Consider the following 17,018-nt stretch of genomic DNA (forward strand, 5'->3'; position numbering starts at 1 on the left):
AATACAGGTATAAAACTAAAATATACCTCCTTATAAATTAGCTGAAAATTTGTTATTATTGATTATAGTGTAATAAAAACTTATATTTTGTAGAAAGGGGGGTATACCAGTTAAAAACCTGGATTCAAATCATTAAAAAAAATTTAAGGGGGATTTTTAATGAGAAAGGTTTTATTTGTGCTAACATTTACTTTATTATTGGTTTTGACTGCTGTTAATGTATTGGCTCAGACTGATATTACTTACTGGTTATGGCTGGATGACCCAACAGACCCGACAATTAAAAATTTAGTTGAAGAATATAATAAAACACATCCAGATATTAATGTGAATATGGAAATGATCCCGATGTCACAGTATCATGATAGGCTTGCTACAGCCCTGGCAACCAATTCTGGACCAGATGTGGCCAGGTTTAAGATATGGTGGCTTGGGGAATTCGAAAAGGCTGGATTATTAGAGGGGCTGGATAATTATATAAATTCTTGGGATATGAAGAATGATGTTATTGATAACTTGTGGGATACCGGTAAGGTTCCTGGTAAGGATGAAGTTTACATGATGCCACACCAGTTTATTAGTTTTTATATGTATTACCGCCAGGACTGGTTTGAAGAAAATGGTTTAAGTGAACCAGTAAGCTTTGCAGATATGCTTGAGGCGGGGAAGGCTCTTACAGACCCGGATGAGCAGCGCTATGGTTTTGCACTACGTGGTGGGGCAGGCGGTGGTGACCAGTGGCTGGCCTTTATGTTAGCAGGTGGAGCCAGGGTGATAGATGAAGATGGGAATGTTATTATTAATAATGATACGGCTGTTGAGGTAAATCAATTGTATATTGATCTTTTCCGCAAACATCATATTGCACCACCTACCTGTCCTACAGATGGCTTTGCCCAAATAATGGGTGGTTTCCAGTCAGGTAATACTGCTATGGCTATGCATCATGTAGGTTCTTCTAAAACTATGCAAGAGGCTCTAGGGGACAATGTTGCGGTAACAGCTATACCTCAAAAAGACCCTGATAATCCTGCAACAATTGCTGCTATGAGTGGACATGTAATGTTTAAAACTTCTGCTAAAAAAGACGCAGCCTTTAAATTTATGTCCTGGATGACTGAAAAACGTGCTATGGAGAAATGGACTAATTCGGCAGATGGCCAGTTACCTGTCCTGAAATCAGTTGCCCGGATGCCTAAATTCCAGGATGACCCATTTTATAAGGTATCAATGGAGGCTGCAGATTATGCTAAAACCTGGCCACCATTACCAGGTGTAGGATATATAACCTCTTCATTATGGCAGGAATTAATGCAAAAAGCACTTCTAGGTGAGATTAGTAGTCAGGAAATGCTTGATCAAATTGCAGAAAATATACAATAGAAGGGGGTTGTTATTATTAAACTATATGATAAGAGGGCGCAGTTCTGGCTGCGCTCTATCCTCTTAGGTCCAAGTCTGTTTTTGCTGGTTTGTATTATAGCATATCCAGTTTATTATGCTATTGCCTTAAGTCTAACAAATACACATCTTTTAATGCCAAATGCCTCTGAGTTTATTGGTCTTAAGAATTATATTGAACTTTTTTCAAATAAGGATTTTTATACTGCATTGTATCGTTCTATTGTCTGGGTGATTTCCTGTGTATCCTTTCAATTGATTGCCGGCTTAATCGGGGCACTGATAATGGATCAGAATTTTAAAGGTCGAGGTCTTGTCAGGGGTATTTCCTTAGTGCCCTGGGCTACTCCTAGTGTTCTGGTGGCTTTAATGTGGGCCTGGTTACTTGATGGTAACTATGGGGTTATCAATGATTTGCTGCAAAAATTAGGACTGATTAGACATTATATTCCCTGGTTAGCCCAGGGCAGTACTGCCTTACCCAGTGTTATTCTGGCTAACATATGGCAGGGAACACCATTTTTTGCGGTTATGTTACTGGCTTCACTGCAGTCAATACCTGAAGAATTATATGAAGCTGCCAAGATAGATTCAGCTAATTCATGGCAGATATTCTGGTATATTAAATTGCCCTTTCTGCTGCCGACTATTTTGATTACTAGTATGTTAAGAATCATGTGGACAGCAAATTATATGGATTTAATATATATTATGACAGGTGGAGGGCCGGGTAGTAGTAGTATGATTCTACCTGTTTATTCATATATAAAGGCCTACAAAAAATTGGAAATGGGGCAGGGTGCTGCAGTGGCTATCATTCAGGTTGTTTTATTATTAATAGTAGTTTTATGGTATTTACGTTTACTAAAGAAAAGGGGGCGTGATTTTTAATGAACAGGACAAAAATAACGTCTAGGCTGAAATACTTGGTTATATTTGGCTGGTTATTTTTTATTATTGCACCATACCTATGGATGTTTATAACATCACTGAAACCACCGGCAGAAATATACACTAAAACAATAAATTACTGGCCCAATAACCCTAGCATAGAATCTTATCTAAGCCTATTAAAAACCACGCCATTTATCAGGTATTTTTTAAATAGCTTGCTTGTTGCTGTTGGGACAACAGTTATAGCCTTAATTGCTTCAGTAACTGCGGCTTTTGTTTTTTCAAGGTTACCTTTTCGCGGCAGCAGGGGTTTGTTATCTGGTATGTTAGTATCACAGATGGTCCCAGCAATACTGCTGGCGATACCATTGTTTTTGATATTTAATAAACTAAGCTTTGTAAATTCTATTGTCAAACTAATTCTGGCCCACAGCACATATGCGATTCCCTTTGCAACCTGGACAATGACTGGGTTTATAAATGAGATACCAAGGAGTATTGATGAAGCTGCTGCTATTGATGGTGCCAGTCCACTGCAGATATTCTGGCATGTTTTGTTACCACTGATTATACCTGGTGTAGTTGGTGTTGCAACCTATATATTTATTTTTTCCTGGAAAGAATTTTTATATGCCTTAACACTAACCTCCAGGACAGTTGATAGGACATTACCTATCGGACTGCATACATTTATGGGTGAATACACTATTCGTTGGGATCTTTTAACTTCAGCCGGGGTTATTACTGTAATACCTGTTATTTTGATCTTTGTGTTAGGTCAGAAATATTTGATTGCCGGTTTGACTGCCGGTTCTACAAAAGGATAGTTATATCAAGAGGGGGTTAAGGGTATGAGTAAAGAATTAGAATATTTTAAGTCAAAAACCGATATGATTAGAAGGGATATTATTACTATGTTAGGGGAGGCTGGTTCTGGCCATCCGGGTGGTTCTTTATCAGCTGTAGAAATATTGAGTAGTTTGTATTATGAATTAATGGAAGAAGGGGATAAGTTTGTTCTTTCCAAAGGACATTCTGCCCCAGCATTATATTCAATTTTAGCTGATAAAGGGTATTTTGCTAAAAAAGAATTAATGACATTACGTAAATTAGGTAGTATTCTTCAGGGACATCCAGATATGAAAAAGACTCCAGGTGTTCATTTTTCAACAGGGTCTTTAGGACAGGGACTGTCGGCAGCAAATGGGATGGCTATTGCCGCTAAATATGATAAAAGTGATCAAAGAATATATGTTTTACTGGGGGATGGGGAATTACAGGAAGGACAGATCTGGGAGGCTGTTATGACTGCAAGGCATAGACGCTTAGATAATCTTATTACTTATGTGGACCATAATAATTTACAGATTGATGGAAGCTGTGTAGAGGTTAAATCATTAGATAAGATAAAGGAAAAATTTCTATCCTTTGGTTGGGGTGTTTTTACTATTGATGGTCATGATATAAAAAGTATTATTGAAACCACCAGAAAAGCATGGCAGGTCAAGTGGAAACCTGTCTGTATAATTTGCAATACTATTAAAGGTAAAGGGATATCTTTTATGGAAGATGAAGTGGGCTGGCATGGTAAAGCGCCATCTAAGGAAGAGGTTGAACTGGCCTTAAAAGAATTAAAGGGGGTTGAATAAAATGAATGAGTTAATTGCTACTAGAGATGCATATGGTGAGGCTCTGGTTGCTCTAGGGGAAAGTGAAGAGATCTTTGTTTTTGATGCTGATTTATCCTGTGCAACCAAAACAGAGCACTTTGCTGCCAAATACCCGGAACGATTTTTTCAGATGGGTATTGCTGAACAGGATATGATGGGGACGGCTGCTGGTACAGCAGTTATGGGTAAAACCCCTTTTGTTAGTACCTTTGCCTTGTTTGCAACTGGCCGGGCCTATGAACAGGTAAGGAATAGTATTGCTTATCCTAATCTTAATGTTAAAATTGCAGCCAGCCATTCAGGAATAACTGTAGGACCAGATGGGGGTTCCCACCAGTCTGTAGAGGATATTGGCTTGATGAGATTGGTCCCTAATATGAAGGTTGTTGTTCCAGCAGATGCTTATGAAACCAGGAAGGTATTAGAGGCTGCCCTGGAGATTGAAGGCCCGTTTTATATACGTTTAGGTAGGAATCCTGTCCCTGTTCTTTTTAATGATGATTATGAATATGAGTTTGGGAAGATTTCTACCTTAACTGATGGTTCAGACCTTAGTATTGCTGCTACTGGTATAATGGTAACAGAGGCTTTACAGGCAGCAAAATTATTAAAAAAAGATGGTATTAATGTACGGGTATTAAATGTACATACCATTAAACCTCTGGACAAAGAGACAATTATCAAGGCCGCTGAAGAAACCAAATTAATTGTTAGTGTAGAAGAACATTCAATTATTGGAGGTCTTGGTGCAGCGATATGTGAACTCCTATGTGAACAAAGACCTACCCCTGTGGTAAGAATGGGGCTAAATGATACCTTTGGTCAGTCTGGTTCTCCAGAAGAATTATTAGAGTATTATGGTCTTACTGCTGATAATATTGTTAAAAGAGTGAAGACTGTGTTAGCTTAGAAATAATATTTTTTATTTTTATTAGTAAACAAATAATAGTAATAGGGCAGTTTTCAAACTGCCCTATTACTATTATAGCAGTATTTCTTTTCACCTGTCGGTTTTTTTGATATAATACCTGTATAAAATAGAATTTTCAGGATATTGGACAGTTTTAAGATGATTAGTATCCTGGAGGTGTTGAGACTGGTTTAAGGAGTGGGTAGAAAAGATGAGGAGAGTGTTTAATTGATGAATACTTCACTACTGGTTATTATTGGTTTTTTGATTTATGTTATTTTTTATTTTACTTATGGTAAGGCTTTATCAAAAAAAGTGGTGGGAAGTGATGACTCACGTCCTACACCTGCTTATAGTAAGGGGGATGGGGTTGATTTTGTGCCGGCCAAACCAGCTGTTTTGTTTGGGCACCATTTTGCTTCCATTGCCGGGGCTGCCCCTATTCTTGGTCCAGTACTGGCTATGGCCTGGGGCTGGTGGGCTGGTTTGTTATGGATCTGGTTTGGTAATATTATCATTGGGGCTGTTCATGATTATCTGGCCATAATGGCCTCTGTTAGATATGAGGGGAAATCAATCCAGTGGATAGCCGGCAAGATGATGAAAAAGAGGACAAGCTATATGTTTCAGGTCTTTGCCTATCTGGCTTTAGTACTGGCCCTGGCGGCTTTTGCTACTTCTCTGGGCAATCTTTTTGTTGCTAATCCTAATATAGCCAGTGCGGCAGTCTGGTTTATTGTTGCGGCTATTATTACTGGGATATTATTATATAGAGTAAAAACAAATTTTACCTTGGGGACAATAATTGGTTTGTTGTTAACTGTTGCAGCAGTCTATCTAGGGATGCTCTGGCCTTTAAATATTAGTTATCAGGGCTGGATGCTTATTTTCTTTATTTATATGATGGCAGCCAGTGCTTTACCAGTCTGGATTTTATTACAGCCCCGGGATTATCTTAATTCCTATATTTTGTTTCTGGGTTTAGCCGGGGGTGTATTTGCCCTGATTTTTGCAGCAGGTAGTATGGAAGTAGCCGGTTTTACCACCTGGAGTGCCAGGGTGGTTGGTGGTGTAGGTTCTCCACTTTGGCCGGTTATACCGCTGGTTGTTGCCTGTGGTTCACTTTCAGGAATTCATGCTTTGATTGGTTCAGGTACTACCTCTAAACAGCTGGATAAAGAAACACAGGGTTTAATTGTGGGTTATGGTGGAATGCTTACCGAGGGATTATTATCTACCATTGTAACTGTAACTATTGCTGCTTTTGGTATCCTGGTATTTAAGGATGCAGCTGGCAAATTAGGGGAAATGGGGATAGTATTTGAGAATCTGAAAGACCCCCTGTATTTTGGGGCAAATTATGTTAAATCCCTCGGTTCTGTTGGGGGACCACTGGGTATGTTTGTCCGCAGTTATGGCCGGGCTGTTGGTCGAGCCTTTAATGTTTCCCCCCAGATTGGGGCAGTGTTTTCCAGTCTATGGGTATCTGCCTTTGTTTTAACCTCAATGGATACCGGGGCCAGGGTTGCCCGTTTTGCCTGGGAAGAAGTTATGGAACCTATTACTGGTGATACTATTTTTGGTAAACTAATGATGAACCGCTGGTTTGGCTCAGGCCTGGCCTCTGGAATAGTTATTTTACTTGCCTGGGGTGGAGCCTATAATATCCTCTGGCCTGCTTTTGGTGGGGCTAACCAGATGCTGGCAGCTGTAACTATGTTAACTGTTGCCCTCTGGGTGTATAAGGTGCGTAGGGTTGAGAAAAAATACCTCTGGGCAGTTCTGATACCGGCTATTTTCCTCTGGATAACTGTTGTAGCAGCTTTAATCTGGTATATATGGGCAGTACCGGCCACCATTATTGTCCGGGGTTTTCTTTTAATAGAGATTGTTCTGGCTTTGATTCTTCTTTATGATTTTTACCAATCATATAAAGGTCCTGATATCCCTGGAACAATTGACAGTAGTATTAAAATCTAAGGACTTAACAAGGGGAAATCTATTAGTAACTTATAGATAGGTTTTCCTTTATATCTATGATGGAGATGATTTTTTGCAGAACTGGAAAATATTAATTAGAGAATGGTTAATTTCTGAAGCAACAGGGTATATCCGGGCTGAAGAAAAGGAGTTAGCACATGTCTTTATGCTCTTATTGTTTGGCTCTTTAATTGGTATCCCTGCCCCACCAGTAGGATTATCTCTTGAATTATTACCTTATCTGGGAGAAGAATTAAAGATAATGGAAAACAGGGTGGTGAATGGTGATGACCTTTTTGGCCAGATGGCGGGATTATTTGATATCTAGTAAAGAAGGTGCTATGATAGCCAGGTCTGCTAAGATTTATTTTGTAATCGGTAAAGGGGGAACTGGTAAGACAACTACTGCTTCTTCCCTGGCTCTGGCAGCAGCCAAAAGAGGGAAAAGGGTTTTGCTGGTTTCCCTTGACCAGGCCCATAACCTGGGGGATGTATTGGGACAAGAATTATTGTCTTCACCGGTGGAAATAGGGAATAATCTATTTGCCCTGGAATTTGATCTGGAAAAAGCACGTCAGGAATATTTGGTCAAGACAAAACAACAGTTAAAATCCCTTTATAAACACCTCAGTATTTTTAATCTAAATAATCTCTTTGATATTATGGCTGATTCCCCTGGTATGGAAGAATTTATTATGTTGGATTCGATAATTAAACTCCTTAAATCCGGGGGAGAATATGATATGGTTATTTTTGATACTGCTCCTACCGGGACAACCCTGAAGATTTTAAATCTCCCTCAATTAACAGGCAGATGGATTACTGAGTTAATAAAAATAAGAAAGAAGATTTTAAAGCAGCGGGATTCGATAGGGAATATAATGGGTAAAGGCGCCAGAAATATAGAGGGGGAAAAAGAACTACTATTATCTCAAAAAGGTGATGCAGTGCTCAGGAAATTGGAAGACTATTATCAGGAAATGGAATGGGTTAATAATACTTTAAAAAACCCGGTAGTTAGTGAATCTATTATTATTTTAAACAATGACCAACTATCTTTACTGGAAACAATGCGGATAATAAATAAACTGAGGGAACAGGGTATTTATGTTAATTCACTTTTTTTAAATAAGTGGAGAAAAAATGATAATAAATACCATCTAGAAGAAATGCTAAACAGGGAATATGATGGTTTAAATATAATTAAACAGCGGGAACTGGGAGTAGAGCTACTGGAACGGAAAGACTTACTTAAGATTGGGGAAAATATTTATAATAATATAATAAAACAGGAAGTTGATAGTGATGGATGAAAAGATACTGATCATTAGTCTGCTGGCTTTATTGATAACCCTGCAGTACAGGTGGGGAAGGAAATTAAACCTGAAATTAATTAGGGGATTAAGTAGTAGTATGGAAGAGGCCTTTCAGCCTGTAAAAGCTGAGTATACCTGGATTGGAGGTTATGTCGGGGTAGTTGCTGATTATAAGTTAAAGACAGATAACTATACGGAGGCAAAATTAACCATTTCACTCTTGCCCAGACATAGCCTGTTTTATCTACCGGTTTCTTTACTGACAGGGAAAAGGGACAGGGTTCAGATATTGATCAAGGCTAGGTCTAAAATTCCCTATAGTAGCATTCATTTCAAAACTGGTAGGTGGATAAAGCCACCAGAGGGTATTAGTGAACTGAAAAGGGGCAGTAGAGGTATTAATGGAGAGATAGTGCATTACTGGTATAAAAACAAAGAAACCCTTGTTAAATTTATGGAACTGTTTGAGAATCTTAAGATACCAGGGGGGATAAAACACCTTGCCGTTAACCAGGCAGAAAATGCAATTTATGCTGATCTTAAAATAACAGATAATACAGCTGTAGAATTTATTAAGGCTTTTTTGAAATTAAGTATCTAATGTAGGCTGTAATATAGAAACGTTTCTGCTGCTTATTATAATACATTATATAGAAGTAAACAGGAGTTATCTATTTGTATTTGGTTGAGATTAGTGTTTAGAGATTTAAAATATGTACAAATAATTAATATAATATAGAGATTCCATTTGCGGAATCCCTAATTACAAAAAATAGTTTGAACTTATAATGCATATATGGTATTATTATAATATACTTATTTACACAAAGAAAAAAACAAGTTATTATAATTCCTGGGTACAGGTAAATGACTGATTGTTTGCTTATATTAAAGGGAACTTTATTACAAATAGAAAAAAAGGCGGTGAAGAGATGAATTACTTATCAGGTAATCTGGAATTAATGCATGAATTAAATACCAAGCAAATTCTAAGAGTGATCAGGCAGTTCAATCCAATATCCCGTTCAGAAATTGTGGAAAAGACAAATCTTACTGCTGCTACTGTATCGAGAATTGTCAGTAAACTGATTGAATTTAATCTGGTTACAGAAACAGGTTACGGAGAATCCAGCGGTGGTAGGAAACCAATTCTGCTGGAATTGAACCCTGGTGCTGTTTTAACAGTGGGTATAGATCTAGAAATAGATGAGATAAAGGGATTGATCATAGACTTAAACGGTAGAGTTCTGCTTGAGGATAATTTAAGTATTAAAGGGGAAAGGGAGCAGGATCACATAATAAATAGGGTTATAGAAATAATAAAAAAACTTCTGTCTAAAAAAGATTATCTCTCAAGGGTTACTGGTATTGGGATAGGTATGCATGGATTGGTTGATTATGCCAGAGGTATATCTATTTTCCCACCTGCATTTGGATGGCGGGATATACCGGTGGCTGACATGATTAAAAAGGAGTTTGATCTACCTGTAATAATAGAGAATAACGTCAGGGCTTTAACCCTGGCGGAGAACTGGTTTGGGATGGCTAAAGACCTGAATAATTTTATCTGCCTTAAGGTGGGTAGTGGTATAGGTTCAGGTATTTTTACAGATGGTAAGCTCTACCGGGGGGCCAGTAATTCAGCCGGTGAGATCGGTCACACCATGGTAGATGAAGATGGTCCCTTATGTAGTTGTGGGAATTACGGTTGTCTGGAGAGTATGGCTTCAACTCCTGCAATAGTTAAACGGACAGTTAAGGCGTTAAAACAGGGGGCAGATAGTAAGATTAATAGTATGGTTAATAATCTGAAGGAAATAAATGAAGAAACTGTTTTCCTGGCTGCTAAACAGGGTGATCAACTGGCTGGACAGGTATTACAGGATACAGGACGTTATCTGGGTATTGGTATTGCTAACTTAATAAATATACTCAACCCGGAAGTAGTTATTATTGGTGGGGATATTGTTTTGGCCGGAGATATTATCCTGGAAAGCATGCGTTCTACAGTTCATAACAGGGCTTTATCATATCCGGCAGAACATGTAAAAATTATAAACTCCAGGATGGGTAAAGAGGGGGTGGCGATTGGAGCAGCAGCATTGATTTTGGAATCTGTTTTTAATATAGGTCATAATATAAATGTTGATATAGGTTTATAATTTTTATGATATAAGATTAATTAATACTATATAAAAAAAGGAGTGAAAGCATGTCTAAAAATCTACCTAAATTAAATAAAGAATATTTAAAGGATAATTTACTTGGAACAGAACTAGCTGATTATTCAGCTGACATTTTGGAATACCCTGAAAGGGTTATTCAATTTGGTGAAGGGAATTTCCTGCGGGCCTTTGTGGACTGGATGTTCCACCAGATGAATAAAGAGGATGTTTTTAAAGGTAGGGCAGTAATTGTACAGCCGATTCCACAGGGGAGAGTCAGCAATTTAAACAAACAGGATGGTCTCTATACTTTATTTTTGAGGGGGAAGCAAGATGGTAAGGTAGTTGATCAGCGTGAGGTTATGACAGCTGTTAGTAGGGGTCTAGAGGCCTATACTCAGTGGGATGAGGTTCTAAAATTGGCTGAGAACCCGAAGATAGAATTTATTGTTTCCAATACCACTGAGGCAGGTATTGTTTATTCACCTGATGATAAATTGAATGACACACCACCTGATAGTTATCCCGGGAAGTTGACTGCTTATTTATATCACCGCTACCAATTTTTTAATGGAGACAGTGATAAGGGAATGTTAATTATTCCTGTAGAACTAATTGAACGTAATGGGGATATATTAAGAGAAGTTGTTCTTAAACTGGCTGATAATTGGAAACTACCTGAAGGTTTTAAGGACTGGATAAGAGAGCATAATACTTTTGTCAACACACTGGTTGACCGTATAGTAACCGGTTATCCCTTCAAAGAGAAAGATAAACTGGAAGAAGAGTTGGGTTATTGTGATGAAAACCTGGATACAGGGGAAATTTTCCACCTCTGGATTATTGAAGGAGATGAAGCCTTAAAAGAAAAACTCCCCTTCCATAAAGCTGGTTTAAATGTTAAATGGGTTGATGATGTAACACCATATCGTTCCAGAAAGGTAAAGATATTAAATGGGGCACATACATCTACTGTCCCTGTCTCTTACCTGGCAGGAATTGACCTGGTAAGGGATGCGGTAGATGATCAACTTTTAAGTAATTTTATAAAAAGTGTAATCTTTGAAAATATTATTCCAACTATGAGTCTTTCTGCTGAAGAATTAGAGGATTTTGCTAAGAAAATATTAGAGAGGTTTGCTAATCCCTTTATTGATCACAAATGGCTTGATATTTCCTTAAATTCAACATCCAAATTTAAGACCCGTGTTTTGCCATCACTGGTGGAATTTATAGAACAAAAGGAAGAACTACCTGATAAACTGATTTTCTCGCTGGCAGCACTAATTACTTTTTATAAAGGGACTGAAATTAGGGATAAACACCTGGTAGCTTATCGTCAGCAGGAGGAATACCTGATTAAAGATGATATCTCAGCACTGGAGTTTTTTGCAGACCTCTGGAGTAGGTACGAGAATAATGAGCTAGGAATTGAAAAACTGGCTGAAGATGTTTTAGGACATCAGGAGTTCTGGCAGCAGGATTTAAATAAACTGCCTGGTCTGACAGCTGCTATAACAGATTATCTTAAACAAATTGAAGAACAGGGTGTCAAAAAAAGTCTTACTGCTTTGTTGGATAAATAATTAAGAAAATTACTCATAAAGAAGGTGATATTTTGCAGAAACAGTTGTTGAAGATAGATGCCGCTGATAATGTGGCGGTCTCTTTAAAAGAGCTGGGTATGGGTAGGGAAATTGAGCTTGATACTGATGTCCTGGTACTTAATAATGATATACCTCTGGGCCATAAGCTTGCCCTGAAAGATATTGTTAAAGGCGAGAAAATAGTGAAATATGGCTTCCAAATTGGTAAGGCTGTTAAAAATATTAAAAAGGGTGATTGGGTACATTCCCATAATATGAAGACAGCTCTAGGTGGTAAAGAGGAATATAAATACACCCCTGTTTTTGAGGGGGAGATTAGCAGTACTGATAAAGGCGATATCCCTCAATTTAAGGGATATCGGCGTAATGACGGCCAGGTGGGAATCAGGAATGAAATTTGGTTGATACCTACAGTTGGTTGTATTAATAAACCGGTTGAAAAGATGGCATTATTAGCTGAAGAAAAATTCAGCAAGAGGATAGCCGAAGGAAAACTGGATGGTATTCATGCCTTTCCACATCCCTATGGTTGTTCTCAGTTAGGTGGTGACTTATTAAATACCCAGAAGATACTGGCTGGACTAGTAAAACACCCTAATGCAGCTGCTGTTCTGGTAGTAGGACTTGGCTGTGAGAATAATATTCTGGAGGATTTCCAGGAGATTATTGGTGGTTATGACCATAAGCGGGTCAGGTTTTTAAAATTACAGGATGTGGGAGATGACCTGGAAACAGGTTTAAGGGAGATTGCTGAGCTGGTAGATTTTGCTGCTGGTTTTAAACAGGAAGCAGTACCTGCCTCTTCCCTGAAAATTGGACTTAAATGTGGTGGTTCTGATGGATTTTCAGGTATTACAGCGAATCCCTTACTGGGAAGAATCAGTGATAAGCTGGTGGGAATTGGTGGTACTACAATTCTAACTGAGGTACCTGAGATGTTCGGGGCAGAAACTATTTTGATGAATCGGGCCAGGGATGAAGATACCTTTAAGGAGATCGTTAAATTGGTTAATGGTTTTAAGGATTATTTTATTAGCAATAAACAGCCTGTTTATGAAAACCCTTCTCCTGGTAATAAAGAAGGGGGTATTACTACCCTGGAAGAGAAATCCCTGGGTTGTACACAAAAGGGTGGGAGCAGTATTGTAAATGGTGTTAATTTTTATGGTGAACAGGTTATAGGTAAAGGACTACAGCTATTGGAGGGCCCGGGTAATGACCTTGTCTCAACTACTGTTTTAACAGCAGCTGGTGCCCATTTAATTCTATTTACTACAGGCCGGGGGACACCCTTTGGGGCGCCGGTTCCTACTGTAAAGGTTTCTACAAATACTGGGCTTTATGAGAAAAAAAACAGCTGGATAGATTTTAATGCTGGTAGTTTATTAACAGGGGACAGTATGGAAAACTTAGTTGACGAATTGTTTGATTATATTCTTGAACTTGCTTCAAAGGATATTAAGACTAAAAATGAGGAAAATGGTTATAAAGAGATAGCCATTTTAAAAACAGGTGTTACCTTATAATGATAAAATCAAACTATTAATATAAAAAAAGGAGAGATCTATAATGGCTTTTTTGGATGAGAATTATTTGGTAGAAAATGAGACTGGTAAAAGACTCTACCAGCAGGTTAAGGATCTGCCGATTGTAGATGCCCATAACCATGGTGATGTAGAAGAGATTGTCAAAAATGACGGATGGACAGATATCTGGGAGGTCGAAGCTGCTACTGATCATTATGTCTGGGAGCTGATGAGAAAAAGGGGTGTCCCTGAGGAAAAAATAACAGGCAAAGCCTCAAATAAGGAGAAATGGCTGGCCCTGGCTAGAATCTTCCCTGAAATTGCTGGTAATCCGACATATGAATGGATTCATCTTGATTTAAAACGCAGATTCGGGATTGAACAAAATATAAATGAACACACTGCTGAGATGATTTGGGAAAAAACCAGGGTAAGTCTGGGCAGTGAAGAGATGAAACCACAGAGATTGCTTAAAGATATGAATGTTAAGATTATGTGTACTACAGATGATCCGACTTCTACCCTGGAATTTCACCAGCAGGCAGCCTCTGAGATAGAAGGTGTATCCATTCTTCCTACCTGGCGGCCTGATAAAGCTATGAATATTGAACAAAAGGCCTGGCATGATTTTGTAGTAGATATGGGTAAAAGGTATAATGAGGACACAGCTGTTTTTAGTGGATTTATAAAGGCCTTACAGAAATCACATGATTTCTTTAATGAAAATGGTTGTAAAGCCAGTGATCATGGAATTTTTGAACCTATCACTTATCAGGTGAAGCAAGAAGATGCTGCTAATATTCATCAAAAGGCCTTTCAAGGTGAAGAACTGACAGTAGGGGAAATAAAGGATTATAAGGCCTTTCTTTTATGTAAATTTGGTGAGATGAATAAGGAAACAGATTGGGTAACCCAACTGCATATAGGTGCTGTTCGTGATTATCGTGATAGTCTATTTGAGGAACTGGGACCTGACAGTGGTGGTGATCTCTCTAACCAGCATATTGAGATAGTGAATAATTTAAATTATTTCATGAATAAATTTGACCAGGAATTAAAGATAGTACTTTATTCTTTAGACCCTACTCACTGGTCCAATCTTGCCACTCTTAGCAGGGCTTTCTCTAATGTTAGTCTGGGGGCAGCATGGTGGTATAATGATAGCCCTTATGGTATGGAAGAGCAGTTAAAACTTATCTCTACAATTGATTTATTAGCTAATTTTGCCGGTATGGTTACTGATTCCCGGAAATTAATCTCCTATGGTTCCAGAACAGAGATGTTCAGAAGGGTTATGTCCAGTACCCTGGGGAAAATGGTTGAGAAGGGACAGATGCCGTATAATGTTGCTGCAGAACTGGCTGTAGGATTAAGTTATAAACAACAGGAGGAGTTGTTTTTTACTGCTAATTAATATAATAATTTAGTTCTAACCTATGGTACTAATCATTAGAATATCTAATGATTAGTACCATATTTTTTTGTGGTATAAATAAATTATGTAATTTTGATATTGTGTGTGTAACTTTGAATCGATGGATAGATTGTAATAATTATTTAACACTCAATGGTGCCTTTGCTTAAAATGAAAGTGAGGTCTGGTGTTACCTTAACTTCACTTATAAATAATTATTACAATCTATCAATAATAGGACTTTAGAAGGAAATATAATAAAGCGATTTACAGTTAAAGGAAATATTTATTTCATCAAGAATATTCTCTTATATGCTAATGAAATAGCAAAAAAAGTATTTGGCTATGACTTAGAAGTGATAGATTGTAATAATTATTTAACGTTCAATGGTGCCTTCGTTTAAAATGAGAGTGGAGTCTGGTGTTACCTTAACTTCACTTATAAATAATTATTACAATCTTTACAATCTATCAATACTATAATTTTAGTGGTAATTTTTAAACTATAGTTTAGAATCACAATATAGTTATTTTAAAGTCTTAAACTAAAGTAGAGGGAGTAGATAGTAAAGATGACTCAGACAGATAAAAGTAAGCAGAAACAGATTATTATCATAGCAGCGATTGTGTTAATTGCCCCTGTGATTATTGGGCTTTTAGTAAATCTTGGTAGTCATGATATTGAAGATGTTAGGATAAAGATGGAGGAGTATTTATATGAAAGGTATGGAGAGGAGTTTGTTGTTGACAGGATAGGAACGAGGAGTGGATATTATGAGGCGAGGATATATCCGAAATCAATAATTGGAACTAGTAAAGAAGGCGACTCTTATTATTACTCACAGGCAGGTATAAAAATAGAAAGGAAGTTAGGAAATGTAGGTGATGGTTATGATATAGTATTGCTAAATATTGAGGGTGAAGAATATTTGAAACCTAAAGCAAGAGAAATATTTGGAGATAAGATAAAATTAAAAACAAAAATTAGATATAAGAAGAAAAAAGAAGGTAATGATTATTTTTCGTGGCAAATTCGGTCAGGATTTAAAGAATTACTTAAAAAAACTATGAATAACCCTGGAACTCATCGAATAGAACTACAACTATTCATTTATATTTTCGACCGGATAGAAACGGAAGAAGAAAAGGAAACGAGGAGGAAAGAGATATTTGAGTTTGTGCAGTATCTAAAGGAAGAAGGCCTATATAAATACCTGGAACTGGGGGTCATCTTTATAGATGAAAGGGTGCTGGCCCCGGGGTATGGAGAATATAGCCTGGCAGTGAGGTTTTCAGATAAGGAAAAGGTAGAGGTAGGAGGGAAGAAAGTATATCTACCGCCGCTGGAATTGAGGAAGGAGATGACAGTAAAGCTACAGGAAGAGATAGATAAGATGAGTGAGGAAGAACTGTTGGAGAGGATGGGGAGGATAAAGAAGAGTGATTTGAGTTATAGTGGGATAAGAAAATATAATGGCCAATATCAGACATGGATATATTCTATAGGGATGTTAGAAAAAAATTATAGTTCTTCAATAACAGAGGAAGATAAAAATACATATCATGATAGTTTGAAGGATATAAAAATAGAAAAATACAATAAATATATTTACCTAAATTAGGAAGGAGAAAATGATGGGAGAGAATAAGGAGAGACAACCGAGTTTTGCATTTGAGAAATTACCTATTGATAAGGAAAGGACAGTAAATGATAAGGAATTACTTACATTCACTAATTTAACCAATCTTAAATGGGAGTTTGCTGATATTTTTTCTGGAAATGACGATGAGAAAAAAAGGTCAACTCGACTAAGTGAAGTTTTGAAAGACCCGGAAAGGTTTGTCAGAGGTTACAGGGATCCAGTAAAAAAGGAAGACCCTATATATGTCTATGGTACAGATATTCAAGGTAATTACCATGGTAAAGAAACAGGCCTAAAAGAACTCCGTAAAGAAGCAGGGATTGCTATGGAGTATCTGGAGAAGGATGAGGGGGAGTTTTTAAATAATCCTGTAGTTATGATTAGAAGTGATAGATTGTAATAATTATTTAACGTTCAATGGTGCCTTTGTTTAGAATGAGAGTGGAGTCTGGTGTTACCTTAACTTCTCTTATAAATAATTATTACAATCTA

General features: G+C 37.5%; 15 protein-coding genes. All 15 read left to right on the forward strand.

The annotated features are described in order from the left end of the window. Positions 1 to 159: 159 nt before the first annotated feature. Positions 160 to 1,383 carry an ABC transporter substrate-binding protein gene (locus D7D81_RS07010; RefSeq protein ID WP_125988604.1) on the forward strand — a complete coding sequence of 408 codons (1,224 nt, stop codon included), beginning with the start codon at positions 160 to 162 and terminating at the stop codon, positions 1,381 to 1,383. An 81-nt stretch (positions 1,384 to 1,464) separates the two neighbouring features. Beyond that, entirely contained in the window at positions 1,465 to 2,292 is an 828-nt protein-coding gene (locus D7D81_RS07015; protein WP_205739365.1) for a carbohydrate ABC transporter permease, read from the forward strand. Beyond that, a complete protein-coding gene (locus D7D81_RS07020) occupies positions 2,292 to 3,122 on the forward strand; it encodes a carbohydrate ABC transporter permease (RefSeq protein ID WP_125988608.1) in 831 nt (276 codons plus the stop codon). The genes D7D81_RS07015 and D7D81_RS07020 overlap by 1 nt, the downstream gene beginning before the upstream one ends. A 24-nt stretch (positions 3,123 to 3,146) precedes the next feature. Continuing rightward, on the forward strand, positions 3,147 to 3,944 hold the full coding sequence (locus tag D7D81_RS07025) for a transketolase (protein ID WP_125988610.1): 798 nt from the start codon (positions 3,147 to 3,149) through the stop codon (positions 3,942 to 3,944). Position 3,945: 1 nt separating this feature from the next. Then, a complete protein-coding gene (locus D7D81_RS07030; RefSeq protein ID WP_125988611.1) occupies positions 3,946 to 4,875 on the forward strand; it encodes a transketolase family protein in 930 nt (309 codons plus the stop codon). 231 nt (positions 4,876 to 5,106) lie between these two features. Continuing rightward, positions 5,107 to 6,855 (forward strand): carbon starvation CstA family protein, encoded by a 1,749-nt coding sequence (locus tag D7D81_RS07035; protein WP_125991979.1) that lies wholly within the window; start codon positions 5,107 to 5,109, stop codon positions 6,853 to 6,855. A gap of 73 nt (positions 6,856 to 6,928) precedes the next feature. Further along, positions 6,929 to 7,183 (forward strand): DUF7990 family protein, encoded by a 255-nt coding sequence (locus D7D81_RS07040; protein ID WP_125988613.1) that lies wholly within the window; start codon positions 6,929 to 6,931, stop codon positions 7,181 to 7,183. Next, the gene (locus D7D81_RS07045) at positions 7,137 to 8,168 is read left to right on the forward strand and encodes an ArsA family ATPase (RefSeq protein WP_125988615.1); all 1,032 of its coding nucleotides are present in this window, start codon (positions 7,137 to 7,139) and stop codon (positions 8,166 to 8,168) included. Before D7D81_RS07040 ends, D7D81_RS07045 begins: the two co-directional genes overlap by 47 nt. After that, entirely contained in the window at positions 8,161 to 8,772 is a 612-nt protein-coding gene (locus tag D7D81_RS07050) for a hypothetical protein (protein ID WP_125988617.1), read from the forward strand. Before D7D81_RS07045 ends, D7D81_RS07050 begins: the two co-directional genes overlap by 8 nt. Positions 8,773 to 9,103: 331 nt before the next feature. Next, positions 9,104 to 10,333: an ROK family transcriptional regulator gene (locus D7D81_RS07055; RefSeq protein WP_125988619.1), complete on the forward strand. Its 1,230-nt coding sequence runs from the start codon at positions 9,104 to 9,106 to the stop codon at positions 10,331 to 10,333. Positions 10,334 to 10,383: 50 nt separating this feature from the next. Next, a complete protein-coding gene (locus D7D81_RS07060; RefSeq protein WP_125988621.1) occupies positions 10,384 to 11,922 on the forward strand; it encodes a tagaturonate reductase in 1,539 nt (512 codons plus the stop codon). Between the two features lie 32 nt (positions 11,923 to 11,954). Then, positions 11,955 to 13,469, forward strand: a complete 1,515-nt coding sequence (locus D7D81_RS07065; protein WP_125988623.1) for a UxaA family hydrolase — start codon at positions 11,955 to 11,957, stop codon at positions 13,467 to 13,469. A gap of 43 nt (positions 13,470 to 13,512) precedes the next feature. After that, positions 13,513 to 14,883, forward strand: coding sequence for a glucuronate isomerase (gene uxaC / locus D7D81_RS07070; RefSeq protein ID WP_125988625.1), 1,371 nt, complete (start codon positions 13,513 to 13,515; stop codon positions 14,881 to 14,883). Between the two features lie 572 nt (positions 14,884 to 15,455). After that, positions 15,456 to 16,505 carry a hypothetical protein gene (locus D7D81_RS07075; protein WP_125988627.1) on the forward strand — a complete coding sequence of 350 codons (1,050 nt, stop codon included), beginning with the start codon at positions 15,456 to 15,458 and terminating at the stop codon, positions 16,503 to 16,505. Between the two features lie 10 nt (positions 16,506 to 16,515). Further along, positions 16,516 to 16,926, forward strand: a complete 411-nt coding sequence (locus tag D7D81_RS07080) for a hypothetical protein (protein WP_125988629.1) — start codon at positions 16,516 to 16,518, stop codon at positions 16,924 to 16,926. Positions 16,927 to 17,018 lie beyond the last annotated feature (92 nt).

This window comes from Halocella sp. SP3-1, assembly GCF_003953885.1.
GTDB classification, from domain to species: Bacteria; Bacillota; Halanaerobiia; order Halanaerobiales; family DTU029; genus Iocasia; species Iocasia fonsfrigidae.

Coding starts and splice junctions, on each gene's coding strand:
- D7D81_RS07055 (WP_125988619.1), top strand. CDS start 9,104: ATGAATTACTTATCAGGTAATCTGGAATTAATGCATGAATTAAATACC.
- D7D81_RS07010 (WP_125988604.1), top strand. CDS start 160: ATGAGAAAGGTTTTATTTGTGCTAACATTTACTTTATTATTGGTTTTG.
- D7D81_RS07045 (WP_125988615.1), top strand. CDS start 7,137: ATGGTGATGACCTTTTTGGCCAGATGGCGGGATTATTTGATATCTAGT.
- D7D81_RS07035 (WP_125991979.1), top strand. CDS start 5,107: ATGAATACTTCACTACTGGTTATTATTGGTTTTTTGATTTATGTTATT.
- D7D81_RS07080 (WP_125988629.1), top strand. CDS start 16,516: ATGATGGGAGAGAATAAGGAGAGACAACCGAGTTTTGCATTTGAGAAA.
- D7D81_RS07025 (WP_125988610.1), top strand. CDS start 3,147: ATGAGTAAAGAATTAGAATATTTTAAGTCAAAAACCGATATGATTAGA.
- D7D81_RS07030 (WP_125988611.1), top strand. CDS start 3,946: ATGAATGAGTTAATTGCTACTAGAGATGCATATGGTGAGGCTCTGGTT.
- D7D81_RS07060 (WP_125988621.1), top strand. CDS start 10,384: ATGTCTAAAAATCTACCTAAATTAAATAAAGAATATTTAAAGGATAAT.
- D7D81_RS07020 (WP_125988608.1), top strand. CDS start 2,292: ATGAACAGGACAAAAATAACGTCTAGGCTGAAATACTTGGTTATATTT.
- uxaC (WP_125988625.1), top strand. CDS start 13,513: ATGGCTTTTTTGGATGAGAATTATTTGGTAGAAAATGAGACTGGTAAA.
- D7D81_RS07075 (WP_125988627.1), top strand. CDS start 15,456: ATGACTCAGACAGATAAAAGTAAGCAGAAACAGATTATTATCATAGCA.
- D7D81_RS07050 (WP_125988617.1), top strand. CDS start 8,161: ATGGATGAAAAGATACTGATCATTAGTCTGCTGGCTTTATTGATAACC.